General features: G+C 58.5%; 23 protein-coding genes and 2 pseudogenes. 16 read left to right on the forward strand and 9 right to left on the reverse strand.

Annotated elements, in window-relative coordinates; genetic code table 11:
• Window positions 1-137: 137 nt before the first annotated feature.
• The 7 genes from LDN82_RS10500 to LDN82_RS10530 all read left to right on the forward strand — a co-directional run bounded on the left by LDN82_RS10500 (window position 138) and on the right by LDN82_RS10530 (window position 5,029).
• Window positions 138-707: a hypothetical protein gene (locus tag LDN82_RS10500; RefSeq protein ID WP_224167331.1), complete on the forward strand. Its 570-nt coding sequence runs from the start codon at window positions 138-140 to the stop codon at window positions 705-707.
• Between the two features lie 119 nt (window positions 708-826).
• The gene (locus LDN82_RS10505) at window positions 827-1,024 is read left to right on the forward strand and encodes a helix-turn-helix domain-containing protein (RefSeq protein ID WP_224167332.1); all 198 of its coding nucleotides are present in this window, start codon (window positions 827-829) and stop codon (window positions 1,022-1,024) included.
• A gap of 427 nt (window positions 1,025-1,451) precedes the next feature.
• Window positions 1,452-1,703, forward strand: coding sequence for a hypothetical protein (locus LDN82_RS10510; protein WP_224167333.1), 252 nt, complete (start codon window positions 1,452-1,454; stop codon window positions 1,701-1,703).
• A gap of 374 nt (window positions 1,704-2,077) precedes the next feature.
• On the forward strand, window positions 2,078-2,461 hold the full coding sequence (locus tag LDN82_RS10515; protein ID WP_224167334.1) for a DUF4259 domain-containing protein: 384 nt from the start codon (window positions 2,078-2,080) through the stop codon (window positions 2,459-2,461).
• Window positions 2,462-2,511: 50 nt separating this feature from the next.
• Window positions 2,512-2,847 carry a hypothetical protein gene (locus LDN82_RS10520; protein ID WP_224167335.1) on the forward strand — a complete coding sequence of 112 codons (336 nt, stop codon included), beginning with the start codon at window positions 2,512-2,514 and terminating at the stop codon, window positions 2,845-2,847.
• A 415-nt stretch (window positions 2,848-3,262) separates the two neighbouring features.
• Complete coding sequence (locus LDN82_RS10525; protein ID WP_224167336.1) at window positions 3,263-3,634, forward strand: hypothetical protein; 372 nt, start codon at window positions 3,263-3,265, stop codon at window positions 3,632-3,634.
• 381 nt (window positions 3,635-4,015) lie between these two features.
• Entirely contained in the window at window positions 4,016-5,029 is a 1,014-nt protein-coding gene (locus LDN82_RS10530) for a PASTA domain-containing protein (protein ID WP_224167337.1), read from the forward strand.
• 440 nt (window positions 5,030-5,469) lie between these two features.
• Here LDN82_RS10530 and LDN82_RS10535 read toward each other — a convergent pair whose 3' ends face one another.
• The 5 genes and pseudogenes from LDN82_RS10535 to LDN82_RS10555 all read right to left on the reverse strand — a co-directional run bounded on the left by LDN82_RS10535 (window position 5,470) and on the right by LDN82_RS10555 (window position 11,805).
• The gene (locus LDN82_RS10535; RefSeq protein WP_224167338.1) at window positions 5,470-5,769 is read right to left on the reverse strand and encodes a DUF4193 domain-containing protein; all 300 of its coding nucleotides are present in this window, start codon (window positions 5,767-5,769) and stop codon (window positions 5,470-5,472) included.
• 685 nt (window positions 5,770-6,454) lie between these two features.
• Entirely contained in the window at window positions 6,455-7,324 is an 870-nt protein-coding gene (locus LDN82_RS10540; protein WP_224167339.1) for a hypothetical protein, read from the reverse strand.
• A 150-nt stretch (window positions 7,325-7,474) separates the two neighbouring features.
• Window positions 7,475-8,160: pseudogene (locus LDN82_RS10545) on the reverse strand (SOS response-associated peptidase).
• Window positions 8,161-9,263: 1,103 nt separating this feature from the next.
• Window positions 9,264-9,929: a hypothetical protein gene (locus tag LDN82_RS10550; RefSeq protein ID WP_224167340.1), complete on the reverse strand. Its 666-nt coding sequence runs from the start codon at window positions 9,927-9,929 to the stop codon at window positions 9,264-9,266.
• A 136-nt stretch (window positions 9,930-10,065) separates the two neighbouring features.
• Window positions 10,066-11,805, reverse strand: coding sequence for a hypothetical protein (locus LDN82_RS10555; RefSeq protein ID WP_224167341.1), 1,740 nt, complete (start codon window positions 11,803-11,805; stop codon window positions 10,066-10,068).
• Window positions 11,806-12,231: 426 nt separating this feature from the next.
• Between LDN82_RS10555 and LDN82_RS10560 the strand changes: the two genes are divergently transcribed.
• Window positions 12,232-12,477, forward strand: coding sequence for a DUF1508 domain-containing protein (locus LDN82_RS10560; protein ID WP_224167342.1), 246 nt, complete (start codon window positions 12,232-12,234; stop codon window positions 12,475-12,477).
• Between the two features lie 114 nt (window positions 12,478-12,591).
• On the opposite strand, the gene LDN82_RS10565 is transcribed toward LDN82_RS10560, so the two are convergent.
• On the reverse strand, window positions 12,592-13,527 hold the full coding sequence (locus LDN82_RS10565) for a GIY-YIG nuclease family protein (RefSeq protein ID WP_224167343.1): 936 nt from the start codon (window positions 13,525-13,527) through the stop codon (window positions 12,592-12,594).
• A gap of 101 nt (window positions 13,528-13,628) precedes the next feature.
• Between LDN82_RS10565 and LDN82_RS10570 the strand changes: the two genes are divergently transcribed.
• Window positions 13,629-13,931 carry a DUF4259 domain-containing protein gene (locus LDN82_RS10570; protein WP_224167344.1) on the forward strand — a complete coding sequence of 101 codons (303 nt, stop codon included), beginning with the start codon at window positions 13,629-13,631 and terminating at the stop codon, window positions 13,929-13,931.
• Window positions 13,932-14,141: 210 nt separating this feature from the next.
• Here the strand turns inward: LDN82_RS10570 and LDN82_RS10575 are convergent, their stop codons facing one another.
• Entirely contained in the window at window positions 14,142-14,387 is a 246-nt protein-coding gene (locus tag LDN82_RS10575) for a hypothetical protein (protein WP_224167345.1), read from the reverse strand.
• A gap of 752 nt (window positions 14,388-15,139) precedes the next feature.
• On the opposite strand from LDN82_RS10575, the gene LDN82_RS10580 reads away from it, so the two are divergent.
• Window positions 15,140-15,601 carry a hypothetical protein gene (locus LDN82_RS10580; RefSeq protein WP_224167346.1) on the forward strand — a complete coding sequence of 154 codons (462 nt, stop codon included), beginning with the start codon at window positions 15,140-15,142 and terminating at the stop codon, window positions 15,599-15,601.
• Between the two features lie 473 nt (window positions 15,602-16,074).
• On the opposite strand, the gene LDN82_RS10585 is transcribed toward LDN82_RS10580, so the two are convergent.
• Window positions 16,075-16,854: a hypothetical protein gene (locus tag LDN82_RS10585; RefSeq protein ID WP_224167347.1), complete on the reverse strand. Its 780-nt coding sequence runs from the start codon at window positions 16,852-16,854 to the stop codon at window positions 16,075-16,077.
• Window positions 16,855-17,365: 511 nt separating this feature from the next.
• Between LDN82_RS10585 and LDN82_RS10590 the strand changes: the two genes are divergently transcribed.
• Window positions 17,366-17,911 carry an SHOCT domain-containing protein gene (locus LDN82_RS10590; RefSeq protein WP_224167348.1) on the forward strand — a complete coding sequence of 182 codons (546 nt, stop codon included), beginning with the start codon at window positions 17,366-17,368 and terminating at the stop codon, window positions 17,909-17,911.
• 220 nt (window positions 17,912-18,131) lie between these two features.
• Window positions 18,132-18,977, forward strand: coding sequence for a VCBS repeat-containing protein (locus tag LDN82_RS10595; RefSeq protein ID WP_224167349.1), 846 nt, complete (start codon window positions 18,132-18,134; stop codon window positions 18,975-18,977).
• A gap of 264 nt (window positions 18,978-19,241) precedes the next feature.
• Here the strand turns inward: LDN82_RS10595 and LDN82_RS10600 are convergent, their stop codons facing one another.
• A complete protein-coding gene (locus tag LDN82_RS10600; protein ID WP_224167350.1) occupies window positions 19,242-19,670 on the reverse strand; it encodes a response regulator in 429 nt (142 codons plus the stop codon).
• A 647-nt stretch (window positions 19,671-20,317) separates the two neighbouring features.
• Here LDN82_RS10600 and LDN82_RS10605 point away from each other — a divergent pair.
• The 4 genes and pseudogenes from LDN82_RS10605 to LDN82_RS10630 all read left to right on the forward strand — a co-directional run bounded on the left by LDN82_RS10605 (window position 20,318) and on the right by LDN82_RS10630 (window position 25,048).
• Entirely contained in the window at window positions 20,318-21,013 is a 696-nt protein-coding gene (locus LDN82_RS10605; protein WP_224167351.1) for a hypothetical protein, read from the forward strand.
• A gap of 531 nt (window positions 21,014-21,544) precedes the next feature.
• Window positions 21,545-22,363 carry a VCBS repeat-containing protein gene (locus tag LDN82_RS10615; protein WP_224167352.1) on the forward strand — a complete coding sequence of 273 codons (819 nt, stop codon included), beginning with the start codon at window positions 21,545-21,547 and terminating at the stop codon, window positions 22,361-22,363.
• Between the two features lie 1,582 nt (window positions 22,364-23,945).
• A pseudogene (locus LDN82_RS10625) lies at window positions 23,946-24,168 on the forward strand (integrase core domain-containing protein); the annotation flags it as partial.
• 349 nt (window positions 24,169-24,517) lie between these two features.
• Complete coding sequence (locus LDN82_RS10630) at window positions 24,518-25,048, forward strand: DUF732 domain-containing protein (RefSeq protein WP_224167354.1); 531 nt, start codon at window positions 24,518-24,520, stop codon at window positions 25,046-25,048.
• Window positions 25,049-25,394: the final 346 nt, after the last annotated feature.

Genomic DNA, 25,394 nt, shown 5'->3' on the forward strand with positions numbered 1-25,394 from the left:
GGGAGTTGACTGGACCGTGTGGCACGAAGTGCACGGCCGACGCATGTGTCTGCCTGGTAAACGCAGTCTCGCGAGCCGCGCCGACAATAGATGGGGACCTGGATCGCGGGCCGCGGCATCTCTGGGCAGAATGAACCATGATGAAATCCATTCCAGAATCCACGGCCACTATCGATGAGCAGCTGGCGCGGCTTCAGCGCCCGACAGTTCAGTTGCTCAATCCTGGAATGGATGCCGAAGAGACCCGTCGTCGTTTTGATGCCAACGGATTGCAGTTGGGCGGAGAACTTGCGGCCTTGTATGGCTGGCATGACGGCACAAACGTCGCCCCGGGCGTTGTCTTGGATGATGCCCATCTTATTCCGGGCTTCTATCTCATGAGTGTCGACGAGGCATTCAGAACTTTCGAAGAGTTGAAGAAACTCAATGTCAACCGCTCATGGCTGCCAATTCTGACCAATGGTGGCGGTGATTTCTCGTTTGTTGACTGCTCGAAGCCAGATATCCAGCCCATATTCAACGTTCGTTTCGAACAGGACGTTCATAGGATGCAGTTTTTGTCCATACGCGACATGCTGGCAACGTTTGCCGAGGCCTATGAACAGGGTGTCTTCTTCCTGGACGATGGTTGGCTTGAAATGGATGACGATGCATATTGGGAGCTTGCCCGTACCCTCAATCCGGAAGCGGACTACTGGACTCACTAGCTGCAGTTAAGGCGGCACAGCGGTTGCCGTGAATCCAGTGCAGGAGTGGCTGCTGCACTTCCTTGCAGCCAAGTCGAGATCATTGCTGGGAGCGAGCCAGGCCGCTCTACGATGGAGCAGTGCCTGATGAAACCAAGAAGTACCGGTTCCTGACCGTTGAGCAAGTTGCCGAAGAACTGAACGTCTTCGAAGTCCAGGTCAGGGCGCTGTTGAAGTCTGGCGATCTGAAGGGGATCCAGATCGGAGGGCGCGGTTATCTTGCTCAGTCACATGGGTCGATGCCATTTCTGCCCGGCGTTCATGGGCAGACGGCCTGATTCCGGTGTTTGATTTCTGTGCGGTTCGTGAGGATCGTTGGGCGCGGTTCGATAGTGTTTGGGTCGTGATGTGCTGTGGCTGAGAAGCGGTTTCTGGCGTTGGCTGATGTTTCGGAGATTCTGAGGACGCCACATCCGCGAAGAACTGGTCAGTCCGGTCGACACTCAAGGTTGATGCGATTGGCAAGTCGCTCCCCAGCTATGGTCTCTACTATGGACAACCAGACTCGGGATCGGGCGCGCGCCATCTTCGCTTGCGAGCAAATGGGCCTCGTCCCCCCTCACGAGTTGCCTGAATTTGCCACCGAACTCCTCGTCCTGGGGTATGACAGCCCGTCACTTCGTGAACTGGCGGGGCTCCCAAAAGGGGATCGGTCAGACGCTGCCGAACTCTGGGAAACCGTTCGGGAAGAACTCAGCACCCCTCGTGAGGCCGGAGAACAGGCCCCACGCTTCCTTCCTCCAGCACTGGGCTCGGGAGATTACGGAGGGGAGGCTCGACGTCCTTCAAGGATCGAGGTTGATGCTCCGAGTCGGCTGGTTCCCGATGGGTCAGCCGAAGGAGCTCGAGCAGCTGTGGAACCTCTTGGATGACTGGGACGAGATCCCAAGGCTCCGCGGCCAGATAACCTCTGAGCTCTTCGTCTTTGCGAAGGAGCTTCTGCGGAAAGAAAGCTGATCTGAGCAGCCGGGCACATCGAGGGGGCGAGGTCGGTGGTTCCCAACTACGTGGAATCAGCCAACTTCAGCAAAGCAAATACCCTATGGAGGCCTACGCTGACACCGGCCGTTGGAAGCGTTAGTAACGGGAAGCATAATGCTCAAACAAACGATCCCTACAGGTGCATGTAGGCAAGATAAGCGGAACGTGTGGCGCATCGGGGCCAGCGACGTCGAGGACTTCATCGCTGAAGCGTACAGGCGCACCGCGGAGCGCATCGCTGCGGGTGACCTGCCTGACTGAATCCAGCACCACGAAGGTCTTTCCCGCTACCTTTGTTTCGACAGCGCTTCTCGCGTTGATGAATTCCTACCTGCATGGAGGTTTACACGATGGGCGCTTGGTCTGTTGAGAGCTTTGGCAATGATGATGCCCTGGACTGGTTCGGTGATCTTCAATCAGCCCCTGATGCGCTGTACTTCATCGATGAAACCCTGGCCGCGGGCACGACCGAAAGCGTCGTAGCCGCGGGCGCTGTTTTGGCGGTGCTCAACAGCAAAGACAGCTCAGGCGTCCATCCGGATGTCGCTGCCTGGTGCACCGGCAGATCCGCTCCGCCGGCAGAGCTCAAGCAAGCTGCCGTCAGCGCGATCCAGACAATCCTCGACGATCCTGAAGTCGATGGCCACGATGTGTGGGCCGAGCTGGGGGAGGATGACGAAGACTATCTTGCCTGGCTTGCAAACCTCAAGAGCATTCAAGCCAGGCCGCAGTAGGAAATGGAGCGTGTCTTTGCTTGGGTGCCATGTCCTGATCGGGGGAGAGCATGACAGAGACGGCGAATGACCCTTCCACGCTGGTTGACGGTGGGGCCATGGAGCTTGTCCGGGTGCCGGCATGGGAAGCGAAGTTTACGCTGAACCAGGATCCTGAGGAGCTCGCGCATGTGGTCTGCTGCAGAGACCTCGAATGGCGGAAGGCTGCGTGCGGGTTTGAGGACCCCAACCCGTCGATCGTGCTGAAGCCCAACGTGATCTGCACGATGTGCGTTGAGGCTATCGGAGGACTGGATGCCCTTGCTGAAGGTCGGTGCCCTTTCGATGACCAGCCCTGTCCTGATGACGAGACGTTGAACCAGATCATCCGGGACAGGACTTCATGACGGTGGACGCGCGCGAAAACTCTTGACCCCCATGGTTGGACCAACGACCCCGGGGTATCCACTGTGGTTGTGAACTCCCGGCTTCGCCGGTCCGTCGAAGCTCAGGCGGATACTCATATAGGCGTCATCACTGGCCATTCATCAGGTCGGCGAACAACCATGACGTTTCAATGCCACGATCGACACAACCTCTGCTCTCCAGGGGTGCGAGAGCGCCGACCGGGGATGGAACCTAAATGCGGCCCTGAGCTTCGATCGCTCGTCTCGTGCGCTGATTCGGGTAGTCAGGGTTGTCAACGAGTAGCCCTGGCCCCAGCCCGACCACAAATTCGAGTACAGGCGAGTGTGGTTCATGAGTGCAGCGACATGGAACAGTGTTTGAACCGGCACCGGGGCAATTTCAAGGGAGGCAGCAATGTCCAATTACTCGCCAGGGCCTTACTGGCAGCGCTACGAAGACACTCCCTTCTATGAACGGGACCGGCGGAAACTGCAGGGCAGTAAGCATGCCCAGAACGCACTCGTCCTGGGCATCGTTGGAGCATTCTTTGCCGTTATGATCGGCTGGATTCCATTGGTGGGTCTGCTCGGAGTTGGCGCTGGTGTGGGATGTGGGGTCCCCGCCACCGTCCAAGGCAAGAGAGCTGAGCTGTACAACGTCAGCGGTCGCGCAGGAGTCATCCTGGGCTGGACGGCAATTATCGTTGCCAGTGCGTGGACGACGATCTACGTGGGCATGATGCTGCTCAGTGCGATCGGTGGCTCGATCAACCAAGGCGGACAGTAGGACTGCGGATTATCGACCAAGGTCGGCTCATATGGCATCTTGTCGGCACAGGTGTGGTGACATCGAGATGTGATGAAGGAACGTTGAGTGACTCCGTGCCCACAGAAGCACGGCCAGCGCATTGACCAAAAACCCACGTATCCAAGTCAGTGTTTGCCCCCTCATCAGAAGGGAAAGTAGATGGCCCGGATAGTCATAGACCGGCAGGGGATGCTGGCCGAGAGGATGGAACTTCTCATCCACAACGCATGTCCAAAACGGTAGGAGCCAAGGCGCTGCCGCCGTAGGATGAGGCCCACTATGGAGGTCGGAACCGCAGCAGCCACCACGGGGCAGGAACGCGTGGGGTACGGGGCGGAACCTTGCAGGAGAGTCGGCACGATGAAGCGCTTTTTGGCACTGGTACTGGTAGCGACAGTCTTGGTTGGGCTCACCGGCTGCTCGGGTCAAGATCACCAGACGCAGGCTTCACCGACCGCTGCAGCTGTCAGCCCGGCTCCCAAGCCCGCGATTCTCGTGCCGGATGTGGTTGGAAAGACATATCCGGAAGCCAGCGAGCTTCTTTCCAAGGCAGGGTTCAGGACCCCTGTGCCGCACGGCAGGGACGGTGCCCGCTGGGACCGCGCGCTCCCGGGCAAAGAGGTTACGGTCGTGGCGACCGAACCGGCGGCAGGCTCGGAAACGAACGAAGAAACTATCAAGGTCATTCTCAACCGCACCGAGACGGAACAGCTGGCAGCTGAGAAAGCCGCGATGGAAGCCCGCGAGGCCGCAACGGCAGCCGAGAGGCTTGCGAAGCGATACACGTACAGCTGCGGTGACGGCCTTTCCACCCCGAACGAATACCGCTCATACAAAGAAGTGTGGGCAAGCCGTGATTACAGCAGCGGCCGCTGCTCAATTGAAATCGCTGGCCTGCACCCATCGACCAAGCAGGCATTGGTGCCGGGCGAGCAAGCGCTGATTGACCTCATCGCTTCTCTCGGTGGTGATGTCAGCCTTCCTACGGCTACGGTCGGCAAAGTCATGTTGATGTGCGCAAGAGTGGACCAGGACTTCGCAGACCTGGTGGTCGCCAGAATGGATTGGCGCCGTGCTGACGTTCAAGGCGCGCTCTCCGTTTGCCCCGACGCGCCTCATGCGGCGGTGTTCCATGAGGTGCTGACTGCGGTCAAGATAGGGGACGGCACCAAAGTTGTAGGCCAGACGATGGAGCCGGGAACGTACAAGACCAAACCTGCGGTGACGGACTGCTATTGGTCGCGATCAACCGGCGGCGGGGACATCATTGACAACAATTTCGTCGGCTTCGCCCCTGACGGAGTGACCGTCACTGTGTACACAGGGGAGGGCTTCATATCCCACCGTTGCGGGGTATGGACCAAGATCGGCTGAGCCGAGGAAACGGCGGCCAACGGCCAGGTCCTGTGCTCCATTGTCGGCTCGCTGATATGCGGTAGCGGAGATTAGAGATGGAATTCGAATCTGTCAGCCGAGTCCGGATCGCCCAGCCAATATGTGAATGAGCGAACCGAACCACGCTTCCAAACAAACAGCGGAAAAATGGGCACATCCTGTGATTTCTCAGGCCTGAGCCGGATGTTCGTGGCCTTTTTGCTGACGAGGTCCTTTTCAACCGACCATTTGCCGGACTAGGTTCCTGGCCTTTCCCAGTCGAGCTTCTCTGAGGTGGGCCAGTCACTGAAGGTTCCCTCGGGCACTCCGGACCGGACGAAAGTACCGTCCTCCGAGAGCTTCAAGAGTGTCGTATGGCCTTTCCTGGGCTCCGACGTCCATTCCCCTACGACGTCGGAAGCCTGTACAGCAGCGAATGTTTAGCCCTCGCACTCCACGCAATAGGCGTGGCCGTCCTTCTCACGGGCAATCTGGGACCGGTGGCGGACCAGGAAGCACGAGAAGCACGTGAACTTGTCTTCGGCCTGAGGCACCACCTGGACGATCAGCTCTTCGGCAATGAATTCCCCGCCTGGGCCTTCCTGGTCCAGTCCGTCTGCCTGGTCGAGCTCAAGGACAACACTGCGGGCATCAGGGGCGCTTGCTGTCTTCAGGTCCTCCAATGAGTTCTCTTGGGATTCCTTGACGTCGGAACGTACCTCGTCGTAATCAGCTGCCACGGCTTTCGCTATCTCATTCGTTCGGACTCTGATCTTCGACCTGCAACGTACATGATTGCCGGTAAATTCCATAGCGATGAGTAGCACTATCTACCCAAAGGTGCGGCAGCCCTCCTTGGTACAGGTAATGATTGCGCTTCTACGACACGAAAGGGGCACACGCCCCACCTACTGGTGACTCAACGACACAAAATCACCAGGACAGAAAGATGGGTTTCCCCCAAAACCACGTGGGAACTTCACTTGAGGTCGCCAACGCTGACTCAGCGAGCATGCATATTGCCCTTATGGGCATGCTGATTGTCGGCGCTCTCTTATTGGCCTTCTTCGGGGCCTTCATAGTCCTCCTGGTCGTACCTTTGGGAGCTCTGGTCCTCCGAAAACGCCGTTCCAAACCGCTCAGCAGCCCGCACTTGCCAATGGCCGGGGATTCAAGCAACGAACGCCGTATTGGCCCACGACACGCCAAGGTCCGGAGACGCTTCACTGCGCGGCGTTAGAACACGATGGCACGCCGCGACGAGGGCGTCGCAGATGGTCAGCGCGGGGCGCCCAAGCAGCCGGGGCACCCCTGGATCCGACGAGGACAAAGAAACCTTGCGCTCATCAAAGAGCGCCTCATCTATTTGCTGAGCTGCCGCCGTAGATAGTTCACGGCGCTCTTCTCGCCACGGTTGTCCCGGATTCACTGGTATCGATTGATGAGCTCCACGCAATCCGAATCCGGCAAGCCGGCTATGAACGCTTGGACCACCCCCGGAAGGGCCTCCGGAACCTTCTGATGGAAAACGCTCGGCAAATCCTGCCGAACTACCTTGGCCCTGATCCGAAGCTGTTCCCGTTCGGCCGCCGGCATGCCCTTGGCCCCTGCATATGCTTCCCGGAAGTCTCCGTAGCCCTGCGTTATATCCAGATGCGGCGGGAGTGGGACGACGTCGGTGGAACCGACGATGAGCCGGGGAATTGCCTCAGTCCGAACCCACTCCTCCAGAACCCGCAGTTCGTGCAACAGAACAATCCATTGGCCTGTATGAGGCCTGCGGATACCAATCTTGGGCCAGACACTCAGCGGAACCAAGACCCCTTGAGGAACGCTCGCCAACACATCGCCGACAGCCAGAGGACTGTCGTCTTCATATTCGCCGGCAATGACCAGCCCAGGCACGTGGTAGTCCGCCATGATGGCTCCCATCCGAAGAGCCGCCGCAGCGGGCATCCTGTGCTTCGAGAGATTGGTGTGCTCCGCCAGGACCCTCAGTGGATGCGAGGTGTCGCCGTATGCCTGCAACTCCTCGATCCTGCGGCCCAGGACGCCGTCCAAATGTAGTACGGGCAGTGACCGTCGACGCCTATGCCTTGCCCACTCCCTCAAAGCCTGTTCATCCTTCGCCACCGGAAGTTCAATACCCTTTGCTTCCTCGGGTTCCAGACCCCGCTCGCTCAGGTGTTCCACTTCCGCATAGAGTGCGTGCTCAAGAGCTGATCGGAGCTGGTTGAGGGCATCCGCTGCCAGCCTCGGTATGGCCTCGGGGAGCGGCGCGCTCTCCCCAAGCACTACTAGTTCGCGGCCATCTTTGAATCTTCTTTCCAGTTTCAATGGTCCGGGTGTTAGGAAGTCGTTCAGAACACTGCCGAGCTTTTCAATAACTGTCTACATGGGCCAGTGTGAACAGCACGTGCCGCTGATGCCGGGGCAACCATGTGCTCACTCCGCAGCCTCAATGAGCTCAGGCCCATTGTTCCGGACGCTGTTGACGCGCGTGCTCACAATCCTGGGCGTCAGCACCGGCTCAGGCAACGAGTCCAGCAACTGCTGCACATCGGCTTTGTCTGTGAGATCCGATCCAGCCAGTCCGCGAACCGCTCCTTGGGAATGATCACCGGCGACCGATCATGGACGTGTCCCAGAGCGTCCTGAGTCGTTGTTGTCAGCACCGTGCAGCTGAGCAGCCAGCGGCCCGGATCATCTTCGGGCAGCTCCGGATCCGGCCAGAACTCGTACAACCCTGCGAAGCCAAGCAACGGTACCTGCTCAGAGAAAAGATAATTCGGTATCTTTTTGCCGTCCTCGGTCTTCTGCCACTCGTAGTAGCCCTCGGCTGGCAGTATGGCCCGGCGCTTGACTGCGGCCTTGCGGAACGACGGCTTCTCCAAAATCGTCTCGCTGCGGGCATTAATCAGTTTGGAGCCGATCTTGATGTCCTTTGCCCACGACGGCACCAGGCCCCACTTGGCGATGAGCAGATGCCGGTCGATGGTCCCCTCATCCAGGCGCTCAGCAATGATTGGCACATCCTGCGTCGGCGCCACGTTCCAGCTCGGGGATGGTGGAGTACCCTCCACCTCCTTGGCATCGAAATAGCTCAAGAGATCGCTTGTTGCTTTGGACATCACGTATCGGCCGCACATGTGGCTTATTCTGCCCACAAGCAGGCCGCTGTCCAACAATGGCTGGGCGTATCGCCGGCCAGAAGCGTGATGGTCCGACAGCCTCAACCGCAACATCAGCTGCCAGCTCGACGCCACCTAACCCGATCCAGGGTTGAGATCCTTGGACACGCCAAGGAGGCTGCGATCCGGTCTTCGTAGTTGTCGAGTACATTCGCCCTGCATTTCGCAATGAAAGAAGTTGGACGGCTAAGAACCCCAGCACAGGCCATCCGACAGCGCCCGTACAGGCGAGCGATGTTCCGTGAATGCGATCCACGTACCATGAACAATCAGGAAGTTCAGCGCAAATATCAATCCGGGCAAGCTCCAACGAATAATTTGCCGTGTGCTATCCACGTGTTCCTCCGATTGATGAAACCCTCAGATGTCATTTCCGGCCCCGCGCATTGTGAACATTATGACCAACACCGCTGGTGGAGAACAGCCCCAGTTGCCTATTGACAGGCCGCCTGTTGTCTTCCTCAGACACGCTGCCCGGCTTCAGCTCTCACGCGCCGAACACCCTGAGATCATGACCTCATGGACTTTGCTCTTGCGGTTTCGATTTTGGCCCTCATAGCCGCGGCTCTCAGTGCCCTGTATGCACGAAAGCAGGCGTTTGTTGCTCATTCAGCCTCGCGTGCGCAATCCCTCCTGTCCATCCTTGATTACCTCCAAAGAACAGACATCCGCGATTCCCGTAGGAAGGTCCTCACGGTGCTGGCCAATATACCCGTGTCAAAGTGGACGGACGACCAGAGGGCGACTGCCTCGAACGCGTCTGCCTCGTACGATCTAGTAGGAACGTTGTTGCGTAACGGAGTTGTCGACCGGGAGCCAATCATCCAGAACTATGGGGCAAGCATCATTCGGTGTCACGCCGTTTGCAAACCCATGATCGACGGATTCCGCAGCCAGATGTCGGGTGATTTTGCCCAGGGCTATTGGAAAGACTTCGATTGGCTGGCTGAAGAGGCGCGCAAGCTGCACAGCCCCAAGCGTTCGCCACAATAGTCGCTCTGTGATGCGGCCGATCTTGAGCCGATCGCTCTGATCGGAGAACGTCATCCCTGCCGGGCCGAAAGAACCTCATTCACCCGTCTTGGATAGGGGCGCGCGTGCGACTCCCACCATTTCTGAGGATCGGCCAACCGGGCGCCAGCCGGCAGTTCGATGACTACTCCCATTGTCAGCGTGCATCCGGCCGGCGTCGGTTCAAGAGTGTAGGTTGAACGGCTGTTCATCTCATTGGGTGTGACGGGCCTTGTTGTGGCCCACCACGGGCTTTCCTCACCAATGACTTCGATGATGGACACCGAGCCATCGCGGCTGATGAAGCACTGCTGCTCCCCAACCCCATGAGGTGTTCCCGGGACGGTGAAAGCCCGTTGGACGTCCGTGAGCAAAACGGCGCTCTCGGCAGGCCGAATGAGCGACCAGACGGTTTGCGCGTCGTAGTCAAAGGCCTCGGTCGTTTGTGCGCTGTACGTCGTGGTTGGGGCGGAGGCCGTGGCGACCCGTGCCTCTTGGGCTTTGACGGCACGCTTGTGTCGGCGGTTCACGATACCCGTGGCGACCGCCAGCATCAAAGCCATGGCCGATGCAACCACGATGATAATAAGCCCCAGTTCCGGCTTGCCGTAGAAGCTGATCACGGCAGCGAGCACTACGATGGCGAGATAGCCAGCCGCAAAGAGGATGTTGTGGAGGACCTTCACGAACATGATCACGTGGTCATTATGACCCGCAGAAGCTTTGGCGGTGGTTAGGTTCGACTTGTGGCTGTGTTTCCCATCGCCCTTCGTACCCGCACGCCCAGCGCGTCGCCTTCCCGGCTGACCACAGGGCCGCCGGACGGCAGCCGCTTCACCCAACGCGGTACATGGGAATGTCGTCTGAGTAATTTGTCCCATGTTGGTGGTTGACAAGCTTCACGACGCGAGGCTCAGAGGCATCATGCTCCGAGGTGTAATCCGGGTTGCACCCCGGCCAGCCCTCCCCGACGACCTCGATCTTCACACAATCCCAAGCCGCGCCGGACGGAAAGTAACGTAAGTAGATCGTCATGGCCGTAGTACAGCTGTCTCCAAGGTCGAGCTTCAGGCAGAACACGTAGTCCGTTGCCTGGGGCACTCCCCTGGCAGGGCTGGAGCTGTGAAAGCGGAATCCAGGGTACTTGGCCAAATACTCGTTGGCGCTGAAGCAATCTCCTGGGATGCTGTGGGGGCACCACTTTCCCTGCAGTTCCTCGGGCAACCCGGGGACTGAACGCGACGGCTTCGCCTTTTCCGCCCGGGCCTTGATGGCGTCCAAGGACGGAGTGAAACGGAACTGCCGCACATGATCGCTCAGCGTGGAGTCGCCGATGGCAGAGAAGATCTTGAGGCTGATGCCTGCTGTCGTGATCCCCAGGCCTATGAGCCCGAATTTGGACAGGATCTTCTGCGCGTACACGGTGGTCCATCCGCCCGACAAGTGCGGATAGCGGTCCGCCAGAAGTGTCCTGACGCCACGGTGGACCGCGTCCTTGGCCTGATCGGTGCTCAGGCAGACCCGAGCCTTCCGGTATGCGTCCACAGCGTCGCCACCGGAGCCAATCGTCAACAATTCGTGGCCGCACTCCATCAGGGCCATCGTCGAGGCGACCGCGGTGATGGGGCTGTCCCCGCCTGCAAGCCCGCCGATCTGGCTCCATATCGTGGCCGCCGCGGTATAGAACCAGCCTGTCTCCACCTGAATCAGGGGTTTGCCGCTGTTGCCGTAGTAGAGCTCCTCCAAGGCGGCGCGATTGAAACCGAAGTGCATCTCGCCGAACGGCTGGACCAAGTATTGGCGCTTGTCGAAAGGGTTTTTGGGGAGCTCCGCCGCCGCTGCCATCGTCGCCAGGTCCGTCGGCCCCGCTTGCCAAAGGTCACTCCAAGCCCAGGCAGGGTCGATGGCAACTGTGACCTTCGCGGCAGTGTCCCGGTTCATCTTTAGCTTGGCGACCAGGAGGTCGCTGTTGTTGGCGTCCTTGCCCCCGCACCACAGGATGGGTGAGTTGATGTCCTCGAAGAACTGTGGATCTGCCCAAGCCGGCACCGGTTGCTCGCAGCTGACCCCGCTCGTTGCAGCGTTGCCCGTCACCTGGCCCAGCGCGTTGAAGAGATAGTCGAAGAACCCGTACTGCGAGAAGTGCGGGACCTTCGCCGTTGCGGTCTTGCGATCCTCGGAGAGCTCCGTGGGAATTGGCTCCCAGGTCTTGGCGCTCTCATTCCAATGTGCGGCAACGACGACGTGGTCCTGTGCCACTGGGGACTCCAGAGTCATCCTGACCGTGGCGCCGGCATCAGGGAACGATCCACCGTCCAGCTCGTACGCGGACAGGCCGACGAGCGTGGCCGCCGACGGCTGAGCCAGCACCTGTTCTTCAGTAGGAGGTTTTGCCGTGACCAGCGCCCGAAGCCCTGAGCCTTCCGGGAATTCCACGGTCGTGGACCAGCCTGGACCCAGCGCAACGGAGCCCTCAGCAGACGATGCGGGCCGGGCCCACGGCTGCCAGACCAAAACTCCTGCTACAACTGCCGCCACCACGGCCAATGCCACCAACACGAGTCTGGTTTTCACCGAATCCCCCATTCCGCTTCAGGATTCCATGTCTACCACCCCGGCTCAGGCACCGGCCATCATCGGCCTTCCGTTACGCCGCGCCAGCGCGCCCTTGGGGGTCGAAGAAGCACCACGTTTGGCGCAGGCGGCGCCAGGTACTGCTCGATGGGGGACTTGGTCCTTCCCCAACGTTGACGCGAATGTTCCTGGCGTCGGCCCATTCACGGGCAGCCACCGCCACTGGCTCAGCTTCAAGGACCGTCGACCACATAACAGGCAACATACCGGACGATCCTGGTCAACGCTCCTGCCCGTACACTTTCCCAAAGGGCGCCATGGTGAATGCATGTGCGCTCATAGAGCTGCTGGACGTGATGAAGAAGCGATGCTAGTAGCTCGGCGCATGTTCCAGCCCAAATGCGATTCCATGCGGTTAGGATGACGGTGTTCAAGCATTTCGCCGGTACGTTCACCTTTTGGGGTGGCATTGTTGCAGGAGGATCACGCATGGCAGGCAAGTACGAAATCTATACAGACAAGTCCCAGGGCTTTCGCTTTCGACTGAAGGCTGGCAATGGCGAAGTCATCGCCACCAGCGAGTCATACACAACCAAAGCAGCCGCCCAAAAAGGCATAGACTCAGTCAAGGCGAACGCTCAATCCGTTGTCGTCGATCTCACTGATAAGTAGCGCTCGAAGCTGAGCATCAATTCTGATTACCCCGAGGCATCCTTGCTCCGGGGTAATTTTTTTATTTTGTGTCAGAGCATCCTTGTGGCGAACATGACTGGGCCCGCGGACAGATCAGTTTCGGTTCAGGCCGAACGTGCGCGTCATCAGCGCTGCCTTGTAGTGGGACTCGGCTGCGTTGACCTCCGTGGACGGTCTGCTGGGCCCAAAGACCCTAAGCAGACTAAATATGAAGTGGCGGGCATGATCTGTCTTCGATGCAGGAGTATTGGCGTCACCAGCTGCACTCTGGAACGCGAGCTCCCGGAGCGCGACGTTTCCGCCGTGTCCATCGCGAGCGTAGCTTGTCCATCTGCCCAGAATCCGTTCGGCGCCGTCAGCTTTACCGACGTATTGCTTACCGTTGGAGGAGTCTGTGATGAGGTAAATACCCTGGACTTCGGATAGCGCCACGCGCCAGTCCGCATAGCGGGGGTCATCAACCATCTCGCAGAGCTGGTGATAGGGCAGCAGCACGCCGTCGAACCCAGGGAAGGGAACCTTGTCCCGGTCTGCTATCTCCAGCACGGGAATGCGTGAGGTTTTGTGAGCGTCAGCCCGCCGGCACCATGCAATCGGACTGTCCCATTCGATGACGAGCCTGTCCTCCAGCGATGCAAGGAAGTCACTGCGCTGCAGGTCGAAGACGTTGTATTTGTCAGTGGGTTCCAGCTTGCCGTGGTTCTCAACGGTACCCCAGAGCCTGGAGCGTTTGCCGCCGTCGGCAACGAAGATGACCCAGAACCGCGGAGCCGCATCAAACTTCTGCTCCATGGTGTAAGCGAGAACCCGTTCGTCGGTGAGATCCTCGGGGCCGTGCAGCGATCCAGGATCTCCGGATTTGAAGGTGTGCCTGATGATCAGGGTGTCTTCCAGCCCTACACGGGGGACATAGTCTGCGCCCATGGCCGCAAGGACGTGACCAAGGGTCAACGACGCACGAAGCGTTGCAACACCAAGACTGGTAGTCGCGGGCGGCGGAGTAACGACAGGTGATTCAAGATCAGGCACGGGCTCACTGTATGTCATCGTGCCCGAAGTGATGCAGCAGCGGGGTAGCCTTCAACTCGATCCAGAGAAAAAGATCAGTGGTAAACGCGAAAGAGACAAATATGGGTGCGTGGGATATCTCGGTGTTTGGAAACGATGACGCAGCCGACTTTTCCGCGGAGTTTGATGGTGCGGACGCTGCTGAGACTGTGGCACCGGTTCTTGAAACAGCCATGGACACTGTCCTGAATACGACCGACTACGTGGACGCGTCCGAAGGCGGGACGGCCCTTGTCGCGGCAGCCATGGTAGTGGCTTGGGATCATCCTGAGCTAATAGGGGATGATGCTGCCTATGCGCCGGATCCATGGCCCCAGGCCGAGCTTGCACTTCCCTCTCATTTGCGGGTCAAAGCTGCGGCCTGATGGACCGCATGTCCAACGAGGAAGCGAATGAACTCGCAGAGTTGTGGGCTGAGGAAAATCAGCTGACTGATTTTCAGGACGAGGTAAGCCGCTGGCTGTCGAACCTCTGACGAGCAGCCTGTTGTGCGAGGAAGATCTAACACCGATGACCTCTTGCCATGGCCCCGATCCCTCAGTGCTATTTGGGCCCGTAGTTCCACTCCCAGCCCTTTATGGAACCTGACGGCTGCCAGATGAGCGTTCCCGCGCCAGGGGTAAGTCGAAGGCAATTTTGCCGATGATCTTTTCACTTGGGCCGATCTCGGCAGGAACCCGTTCTGCTGGCGCGATGCAGTTGATATTATCGATTCGGCCATTTACCGTCACGCCGTCGGAACTGACAGCCTTCCAACCAGTAATAGTTGTGAATTGCGGGAACTGGTCTTGGGCAAGTGCGGGTGAAGTTGTGATCTCCATGTGCAGGATCACCGTTTGTCCGCGCTGCGGAGTGAAATACTGCGAATTGCACGCAGCATCCGGTGTTATTCCCCTCACCGTAATGGCAACAAGGCTGACTCCGTTGTGCCGGACTTCCAGTTCGGTTCCGATATCAACGACGAGATTGCCCCGGATGCTCGTGGCTGCGCCCGGGACGGTGGGAGTCGGGGTATGCGAAGGAGTTGCGCCAGCTGCGGTTTGGTGTGAGGTGGCGCTCGGGCAGAGGTCCAGGCTGGGAACTCACTGGCTAGCTGCCAATAAATACTGTGTGAAGGTCGGGACGCTCAAGACTGCATCAGGAAATATGCGCATTAAATAAATGTGTGAATGTGACTTATATGTGGGAAGCCTTATCTCGTCCCTGATTCTCTTGATTCTCGGCATATTCGCCCCGGTAGTTGGAGTGGTCGTTTCGATAGCGAAACCCGGATCATGAACACGTGTGTCTCGTGCGGCGAAAGTCTTCGCACGGAGGGCGGTCCAACACGGTCATTAGCAGGTTGCGTTCGATAAACTCACAGCAGATGTGCCTGCCTCCACCGGCTCGTGATTGACCCGTTTGATCATAGATGTGCCAGTGTGCCTCGCGGGATGGTCCTGCATTCTCTCCAGATAGGCATTGACTCTCGACAGGCGCGACCATCGGACCTCCACATGTGACTGCGCTCACTGCTACATTGTTTCCGATGGGGGTGCATAGGGTGCTTCCTGCACGCCCGAGGAGTTCCCATATGAGCCTTCAAATACCGCGCCCTGGCGACCTGCCCACAGCGACAGCTGACGAGGACCCGACGAAGACCCGCAAAGCCCGTACTTCCATTGGCATCGGCCTCATTCTTGTCGCAGTGATCAGCTCGGCTGCGATGATTTGGCTGTATTCGCTATACGGGGCAGGGTTGGCAACCCTCAGCGACAGCGACAGATCCGAACAAGCAGTCTTCGTTACTCTCAACATCTTCTACTTCCTGGCTTTGAGTGCTGTTGGTATTTGGAACATCGCTGCCCGGCGCAGCACCTCCAAGCTGCCGCTCATTGCTGCGCTTGTTTTGTCGTGCCTTGCGTTGACGTTCACTGCTATCAACATCCTTGACTTCGCGACAACAAGCGGCAGGATCCCGAGTCTCTTCATGTTGTTCCTGAATGTGGGTATCTGCGTTCAAACGCTCAGGCTGTTGCTGGTGAAGCCAACGTAGGCCAGCCTCCTGTTCCTCGCTAAATTCCCGCATCAACCAGTAATCAGACAGTGCGCTGAGGTGATCGGTACGCATCTGCCCATGCTCACCGCTTTAAGACGGACGGATGCCTGATGAAAGCAAGAAGCACCGTTTCCTGACATCGTTTTACTCTCAAACTTATCCAGTGGACAGCATGGACATTTCAAAGGTTGCCGAGGCTTCGATCTGTGATGCGTCGGATGAGTCGTAACCGCAGCCGCTAGCTAAGTCGAGGTGTCGGCCCGACGCCCTCGGGGACGCCAGTGTGGAGATGCGGGATCCATAGGAGCTTCCGTGTTCGACCGTCCAGTACGGTCGATTCGACGAGTTCGAGGTCGAACTCGGGGCCGTCGTGGAGCAAAGAGGCATGTCGGTGGATGACCGAAACATATGAATCGAGCCGCCGACCGGACAAGTCCATGTGAATCAGTTCCGCTCTCCGGTGTGATCAGTTATTGGGCAACTGGGCTCGGACTCTTGGGAGTCGCGACAGCGCAGTGCCAGTCGACGGTGTTCACGAGGTCCCCAGCGAGCCTTTGCACTGTGTTGGAGACGCTGTCATCAAGGCAGCTGAAGACAGCGACTGTGGCCGAAACGAGGTCCCTGATCTCCTGCCAGGTTATCCAGCTCACGGTCTCGGGAATCAGTTGGCGCAGGCGTTCGTAGTCCCCAGACGGTCGTCCGCTGATGGCGCACAGCTCTTCGAGTCCGGTGGCGACGCCATCATAAAGCCCTACGCGGCCTGAGGACTGGATCCGGACAGGTGGAGGGGATCCCAAGATGACCAGGAGGAGACGGTCTTCGCGTGGATCTGCCATGAGCGCCAGGAACTCCCGTGCAAGCTGGGCCTTCTGGAATTGCGCACCTGATCGCGGACCTTTTGCCTCAATCAGCACGCTCGAGTGCTCCTGCCAGATCGCAGCATCGGCCTGAACCCCGATGGTGGTGCCCGGGATTTTGATCTCTGTGGGGAACATCTGGAGCGTTGCTTCCTCCGAACCAGCGGCAATTCTGGAGCGTACGTGGTCTGCGCCGTGTGCAGCTCCCAGGACGCCGCCGAGGAACGCTTCCCGGGGAAGATAGGACAGCAACAGCAGCGCCTCAGCGGTGAGGACGTTCTCATCTCCTCTGCCGCCATTCCTCAGCCGGCGGATCTTCCTGCCTTCCCAAGACAGCTCATCGACCAGGCGGCCGATGACAGAGGCTGGAAACTGGGGCGATGCGAGGTCCATGGGGTGACCCTACAGGTCAAGGCAAAGCAAGGCGAGAGCCTCAGTGTTTTCTGGAGGAATGCCTGGACGGGCCGCCGTCGGGAGCCGATCTAATCAGCCTCAGGAGGAGCTGGGTTTTTTCAGTGGCCAGTTCGTTGCTTTGGTCAATCTCCACTTGAAAGGTATAGGGCCGCTGCCTCCGCACCACAGTTTCATCCCATCCTGCCTGCAAACGATGATGGGCCCGGTTGGCGAGCGTTTCGAGCGACCGCACGATCTCTGTAGGTGGTTGTTCGGACCGACCTGCGAAGTAGCCCAGCAGCACCTTGAAATGGCAGTAGCTTCCTTGGGAGACATTCGGGCCATGAGACAACAACCGTAGGGTTCATCGTCCAGAGAAGGAAGGGGCTGCATGGCCACGGCTCCTGCTTTCCGGTCGCCACATTGCTAAGATCCTCGCCAAGAGGTTGAGTTCTCCTGACTTTGGGGAGGATCGCTGACAACGTCGTTGGCCGGAACAGGGAGGGAACGAATGGAAACACAGCCATTTTTCACTTTTACCTCGCACATTGACGGGAAAAACGCCAAAGTGTCGGTGTATAAGGACAGGATTGAATGGATAAAGCCCCGCGGAGTATCCAGCGGAAAGCTCACGGCGGGAGTACTCACGGTAGGTGTGTCTTTGCTTGCGACGGGGTTCAAAAACGGTAAGTCCGGGACAGAAATGATCCCAGTCAAGAGCATGTCCAGTGTTACCACATCGCGCGACGGCTTGTTGAACAGCAAAGTTTCTGTCATTACTTCCGGCAACACAGTGGATTTCCGTGTCTCGCATTCCGAAGCTGCGAAGGTGAAAGAGGTTCTTACTCAGCTCATCCTTGGTACACATCCGACACAACAGTCCAACGAGAGCGCTCCCGCACCCCAAGCTCCTGCACCGCAGGCTCCCGCCACTGCCCCAGCGGCCCAGGGTGATGTGATGGAGCAACTGACGAAACTCGGGGAATTGAAGGCTGCGGGTATCATCACTGAAGCAGAATTTGAAAGCAAGAAGACGGAGCTTTTGGGAAGGCTTTAGCACTTCCGCCGAACCGTCCAGGACAAGGGCTGACTGGATACCCGGCAGCTGTCCTCGACTGAGGAAATGACAGAATGTTGATCCCGCATAACCGCCAAGAGCTATATCAATAGTGCTCGGAAACGGCGGTTCCATTTCGGTATTGCTGGTCCACAAGTGCCCATATAAGCTCAAGGAGCCCCGCTGGCAGGCGGGAAGGGGATCTGATGAGGGGGATTCAGTGCGCCGCTTAAGCATGTCCGTTGTTGCCCTTTTCGCCATATTGCTGGTCGGCGTTACTGTGGCCGCCCCTGCACGTGCAGACGATTTCCTGTGGCACAACTTGGTCCAGGAACCTTCCGATGCCGGTGAGGTTTACCCGGACCTCCTGACTATTCGGGACAACGGGCAAATCTGGGTTTATGCAACGAACGGTGAGAGCCAGCCAGAGAGGGGAGGAGGAAACTTATGCCCTGTTGATGCCGTGCTTATGCCGGGGGACTGGGACGGCGACGGCTACGCTGACTGGGTTGTTCGGTCCCCGTATGGCCACTTACTTAGGGTGCCCGGGTGGAGCGGTGGCACGCAGATGAATCAGATCGGCTGGGGCTGGGATGTCATGACTGCACTGACCTCACCGGGGGACTGGGACGGCGACGGAGCTCCTGACGTCCTGGCCAGGGATGGTAGCGGTGCCCTTTGGATGTACAGAGGCAACGGCGATGGAGGCTGGTTTCCCGGACGGGTCCAGGTTGGCTGGGGGTGGAATGTCATGAACGCCATCTTCAGCGGACACGACTTCAGCGGCGATGGCCCCTCGGACGTGATCGCCAGGGACACCACCGGGCGACTGTGGCTGTACCCGGGCAACGGGGCCGGTGGATGGCAAAACCGCATTCAGATCGGATGGGGCTGGCAGGGCATGGACTTGATCGCCGCCCCCGGCGACTATGACAAAGACGGTTTCGGCGACGTCATCGCCCAAGACGTCAATGGCACTATATGGCTCTACCAGGGAAATGGAAGCGGAGGCTTCACAGGGCAGCGCTGGCTAATGGACATTCCAACCGCCGACATCTTCGGCTGAAGGTGTTTGACTAGCTTAAACGCTAGCGGTGCCGGTGGGCCGATGCCCTAATTCAAATCATCTGGACCAGACAGTATCCGAGCCGGTTGGATTTGTTCAGTCCCCGGAGACCGGGTATTTGGTGGCTGGACCTGGTACTTCAGGAGGCGCCGTGGCTGTGTCAGCATGCCGGTCGATTCGTTGCGGAGATCCGCGACATACTGAAAGACCGGGCGCCACGCTCAAGAACCACCGATGTGACCAGACAGCAGTGGTCGATGTTCGTCAATGCGCGAGCCTGGCGCTGTCCGGAGTGTCATGTAGACGGCTCAGGGCCCGGGCCGGATCCCGTTCGGGGCACAGTCGTTGCACGAGGGAACGCAGTGCGGCGGGCCGGAACGGTTTGGACAGGTAGGCTGTGGCCCCGCCAGCCATGCCGTCCAGTTCGTAGTCGGTTTGGGCGAAGGCGGTGATCATTAGAATCGGCGCCTGCGTGATTTCGCGCAGTTTTCGCACAACGTGGCGGCCGTCCATGTCAGGGAGTCCCACATCAAGGGTGATCAGCGCCGGCTCCAGGCTGGCGGCGGTGAGCAGGCCGTCCGTGCCTGTCTCTTCGATATGAACATCAAAGCCTGCGCCAGTGAGGATTACCTCGAGCAAGCCACCGATGTCCGGGTCATCCTCGATGACAAGGCACTTGCCGCGTGAAGTCATTGTTCTCCTGCCAATACTCCCCGCTAGTTTACGGCCGCCTGACCGTCGCGGACCAAGAGAATGGCCTGTACATTAGCTCTCGCCTCGAGGGGACAAACGGCCGGAATGACTCCAACGGCAACAACCCCAACCTGCCCAAAGACACGAAATATCGCTGGACGCCGGGTTAGGCGGTGCCCATGACGATCAGCCTGGAGGCATTTGTGTTCGTAGTCCTGTGAGGATGGCGGTGCGTGCCCAATAGCCGCCTGCGTCAAACGCGGCGCGTGGGTTTCCGGCCGCCGCTCATCGGGTATGTGCGGCGATTTTGACGTCGGGGCTCGGATCCCCGCCGGGTTACACCTCAAGATCGCCACAGGATCTTCCGAGGATTGACCGATTCCCTTCCGCCTCGCCATCTTGACTCCTAGAGTGTCCTCAAGTGAAGCAACGACTACGTCAGGGGGACGTAAGAGTATGAATGGGATCCCGTACGCACTAGAAAAACCGACCGTGCACGCTCCTGTTCGAGCCCGGTCAAAGAATCCTGTGGAACGGCCATGGGCAGTAGACCAAACGCCGCCTTCCAGGGACCGGGAGCATGAGCAACGAAGGCTAATCCTCGACCTCGCCGAACTGGCAACCAGCCGACAAGGAGGGGACACCGCATGACCGCAGGCGTAGATACGTCGTTCGACTACCGCTCAGATACTCCACCCGGGAAAGACCCTGACGAGTTCAGTCCAACCCTGCGGCGGCACCACCAGCTGCTGTGGAGCAAGGAGTTGCCCACAGACGGTCACTTCGACCTGACGCAGGAGCCGGGGTCGTATCTCGTGCACCGATCGACACTGGGGACCTTCCACCTCGCCAGCGAGACCATCACCACCCGACTGCTGGGAAAGGCCTCGCGGGTCCGGCGGGAGATCCCGGACGACGAACTGCCTGCGTACCGGGGTTACACGGCCGGAAGCACGATTGTGTTCCCGGGTAACAAAATCGAGAAACAGATGACCATCAATGGCGCGCGTGGATTCCACCCCAGGATTGCTGATCGTTTCGACCTGACCTTGGAGTGCATCCGTCGATACTATCGCGGCGAGCTGCCTAACCCCCTCGGGAAACCATTGCACAGGTACGCTGACTTCTTCGCCCTGTTCAAGGACTTCGACGGGTACGTCGAGTTCTTCCTACTACAAGACCTGGTGAACGAAGACGGCACCATCCGGTACTTCCACCCGTCAACCAATGACTTCAGCACAAAGGCTGCCGTTCCGGGAAACAAAACCAACTACCTCGAGTACTTAGCGAGAAGTAATGATTTCATCTCCGCGCGCAACCGTTCGATCGACGCAGAACCGTAAGCGGGTCAGGCTCATTTGGTGGCGGGTTCTTTGTGGCGGAAGGTCCCTGTGATGGAGAGTTTGCGCCCGTATTCGATGGAGCCGGTCCCGAAGAGGTGGACGGCGTACGCGAAGAGAGCAACATTGGTTCCTCTCTAGTCCGTGAATCGATGGACCTAAGTGACAACGGCCGGTCCTACTCCGATCGAAGTAGAGGGTCAGACTCACTTTGGTTGACCCCCTCGTCATGGAGGTCTCAGCCTACTTCGCATGGTCGGGGAAGGCATTCAGGCATTCCGTCCGCTTTCTGCGGTCCGGACCGGGGTCGCGTGGGGGGAGGGTTTCCTCGCCCGTCGATAAGGCCCAAAAACTGCGGAGTTTCGGCCTTGGTCCAGACTACTTTCCCTTGGCTCCCACCCTCTTTGCAAAGCCTACCGGGCGGGCCTGGGTTCAGCCTCGAAAAGAAGCATTGGGTATTGCTGCGGACGTGGCTTAGCCAGTAATCTCGCGGCAGGAGCGTGTCGCTGGGGTGCTCCGGGAATGGGGGCTGTCGTGCGCCGTCTGGTCATGATTCTTTCTGCTGTGGTTGCCATGATGTTAGTCCAGCCGGCGGTGGCTGCTCCTGCGCGGGCGGATGATTCGTGGCATAACTTCATTCAGCTGTGGTGGGACTGGGGCGTGGTCTACTCCGATCTGGTCACTATCACCCATGATGGTCACGTCGTCGTCTACGAGGGTAAGCCTGGTTGGGAAGGGCAGGGCCTTGGTCCGGGCAACACCGTCGTTTTGGACGCGGATGCACTGGTGACGCCTGGTGATTGGGACACCAACGGCAAAGCCGATTGGATGTTCCGCAGCAGCGACGGCGGGTTGTACCTGCGCACGGGCATTGGTGGAGCCGACGTGGAACAGGTGGGTTGGGGCTGGGACGTAATGACGGCTATGGTTTCGCCGGGAGACTGGAACGGTGACGGTCCTTCAGATGTCCTGGCGCGCGACCCGGCGGGTGTGCTGTGGATGTACCGGGGCGACGGTGCTGGTGGATGGCTGCTTGGGCGGACACAGGTTGGGTCGGGGTGGAACATTATGGAGTCCATCTTCAGCGGACGAGGCTTCAATGAGGACGGCAGGCCCGACGTTCTCGCCGTAGACACCGATGGTGCGATGTGGCTTTACCCTGGAAACGGCACTGGTGGGTGGATAAGCCGGGTTCAGGTCGGCTGGGGATGGCAAAAGATGGACCTCATTGCTGCCCCGGGGGATTTTGACTACGACGGACATGGTGACGTCATTGCCCGTGACATCGCGGGGTCAATGTGGCTATATCCCGGCAACGGTTCAGGAAGTTTACTTGGACACGGCGGCTTCTGACATTCCCTACGCCTGCGCTATTTGGCTGAGGTTGGCTGGATAAACCAGTCACCTGGAAGCTGTTGAACCCCTGCCTATCAGCTCTGTTCGAGAGGTCGATGCGTGCGACTTGTCTTCACGATGGACCTCCGATCGCGTGACGTGATCAAAGGTTAGCCCGGAGGTTTCACGGGCTCCAGAGACCTGATGTACCCAGGCACGCGAGCTTCGTGCCTTCCCATTAAACCCAGGACCAACTGCCGAAGTGAATCGTGCTAAGTGCTGACGGATTGACGTTGTTGAATCAAGCCACTTCGCAGCGATCCCTGACAAGAATCGCTTCCTATCCTTTATTGCACAACCACTGAGCCCAATTGGCTTGTTCGCCAGAAGGAGGAACTTCTGTATGCTCTGTACGGTCTGTTCAGAACAAGGTGCGTACAGCCCCGGTCACTGTTACTTCAAGAGCTGCTGAACTCAGTGGTGGATGGCGCTTCAGGCGGCGTGGCGCCGTCAGAGCGGCTAGTGCTGGTCTTGTCCCCGGCAGTGTTGCAGGTGAACGTCGTCGTCGGGTTGGACGGATCTGTTTTGCCGGTCAGCTGACCAGCTCCGTGCGATCCACCCTTGATTGACTTACGGGAATTCAAACAAGTGTTCGCTGCAGATGATTGTGGCCTTCTGGTATGACCGCAAGAGGGCGAAGTCCTCCGTCGTGAATCGTCCAGCCTGATGATGTCACCAGCCGAAGATTGCATAGATAGTTCCTACATACCATGCGGCCAGCGAACCACGCCGACGAATGGGGCCATTTGCTCTGGCGCTGCTCTCCAATGGGCTTTGCTCTTGAACCAGTAGCAGGACTCAGTGGCAAGGGGATGCTCTAGACTCTGACGGAAAAGAGTGCCAGAGAAGCAAATAGCACTGCGAAAGGCTATGTAGGCGTGTTCAGGGTGCCCGCCAAAGAGGGTGAGAGGAGGAAGCACGATCATAATGATTGACAAGAGAGTGATTCCTGAAAGATGAATTCGTTCAAGGACCCGTTCGGTCCGGGAGCCGCTCTTGAGAATCAACCTAAAACGGCCGACCCAACCAAGCCCGTATCCAAAAATCACGAACACATAAGAATCGGGATCTGTATCCTCAGCAGTATTTTCGCACGTAATTAATGGCGTCGTAGCCCGACCCGATACCGTTCCAGCGCACCCCAAATAAGACGAGCGTCTGCCTGGCCAGCATATGAAACGTGCTGGGCCTTCCAAGCGGTCTTCATCAATATTTTCGAAACCCCCATACCAAAAATGACAACCCGAGCCCTGCCGCAGAATAGCCGCATTCGTGGGTCATGACGTTCTTAGTGGACGGCGGCAGGATGCTAGCGCTAGGCCGCTGGGAAGTGGACATTGGTTGCTCTGGACCTGTTTTCCCTTGCAACCGCAGGTGCTGGTCAAGGTGTGAATGCTGCATATAGGCTGGCCAGGCTGGCCAGGTGGAGTCGTAAGCCGCTGCTTAGCAGGCATCAATTTTGCCGGCGGAGTAGCCGGTCTCGGAGGTGTCACCAAAGACTTCACGGAATGTCTTAGTGGGGAATCAGCAGGCGAACCATATCCGCCACAAACGCACGAGACCCTACCGACCCCAGACCAACGGCAAAGTAGAACGCTTCAACCGCGTCCTCCTGGAAGAGTGGGCCTACGCCCAGCCATACACTTCAGAAACCGAACGCCAAGCCTCCTACCAGGACTTCACCGAGCACTACAATCACAGCAGGCCAAACGGCACTCAAAGGCGCCTCACCAGCCGGCCGCGTCACCAACCACCCGGGTTAGTACAGCTAGCCTTCAAAACGATTGGGCGAGACCTGAAGACTGCTTGGGTAAACCCGGGTACTTGCGAGCCCGAGTAGTACGCCACAAAGAATCGGGTACCGGCTACTCATGACACTCAGGACTACTCCGTGCGAACGTTGGGACTCGACTAGTTGACGGAGGAAATGGATTGAAACCATCATGTCGGTCCAAGTGCCTGATAGCCACCACGGCTATCGCCTCATTGCTTCTCATATCTAGCTGCTCCGAGGTGGCGTTGTCGGATCCCAAGCCAACAACGACAGTCACTGCGCAGCCAGCCGCGGAAACTCCGGTTGCCCCCACGCCTACGAAGGCTTCCAGCCCCTCAATGCGCGCCAGTGCTGCTGCGAAGACGGACAACGACAAAATCGTCTGGCTTGAGTACGTGCGCGGCAAGGCAGTTAGCAAAACGATACTAGGGCAGTCAGACGATGAACTCTTGGCCAGCGCAAAGGCAATGTGTGAGCGCATGAGAGGCGGCGAGCTATTCGAGGAAGTTGCGTACAGTATGTTCGCGCTTGGCTTGCCGGAGACCTATCAAACCGACATGACGCTGATCTTTGGTTCAGGAGCGGCCGCTTTCTGTCCTGAATTCTTGGCCAAAACCGGTACGGGTGATGATGCGATTCTTGAGCGACTGCGAAGTGTGGCCCCCGGCATTGCCCACAATCCAGACGCCACTATCTTGGCCCAAGCCCGCTCGGCATGCCCTTCAGTAACCCGGGGCCCAGCCGCGGCGGCAGCGACGGTTCAGGAGGCCCGCCGGGCTTGGGGTCACGAACAGGGATACAAGTTTATCTTCATTTCAGTCCTCAACTACTGTTCAAGCGGACTAAACAACATTATCGCGAGTAAGTAGAGGTCGAAATTCTTGGACACAGCGCAGTTGGCATTCCGACATCGTTGCCGTAAGGCAGAATTGCAAGGCCGCCGCTGAAGGACCTGTACTGATCGTTCGACTCAGATGGATCCCCGCCATGTTGCCGCCGGTTCGCTTGACCATGGATCTCTGAAAGGAGGGAATCTGATGAAGGTGTATTGCTCAGCGCTAGTCGGCAGTTCCGGCAACCAACGTGTACTTGACGCTTGTCCCGACGTGCATTTCCTTCTCTCGTCCAAAGACGTCGTCCCGGCGACCACGCAAATGGGCAAAATGAGCGTGTGGACAATGTCCACACTTTCTACCTCGGACTGCCTCGTACACC

The organism is Arthrobacter sp. StoSoilA2, assembly GCF_019977195.1.
Classification (GTDB): Bacteria; Actinomycetota; Actinomycetes; order Actinomycetales; family Micrococcaceae; genus Arthrobacter.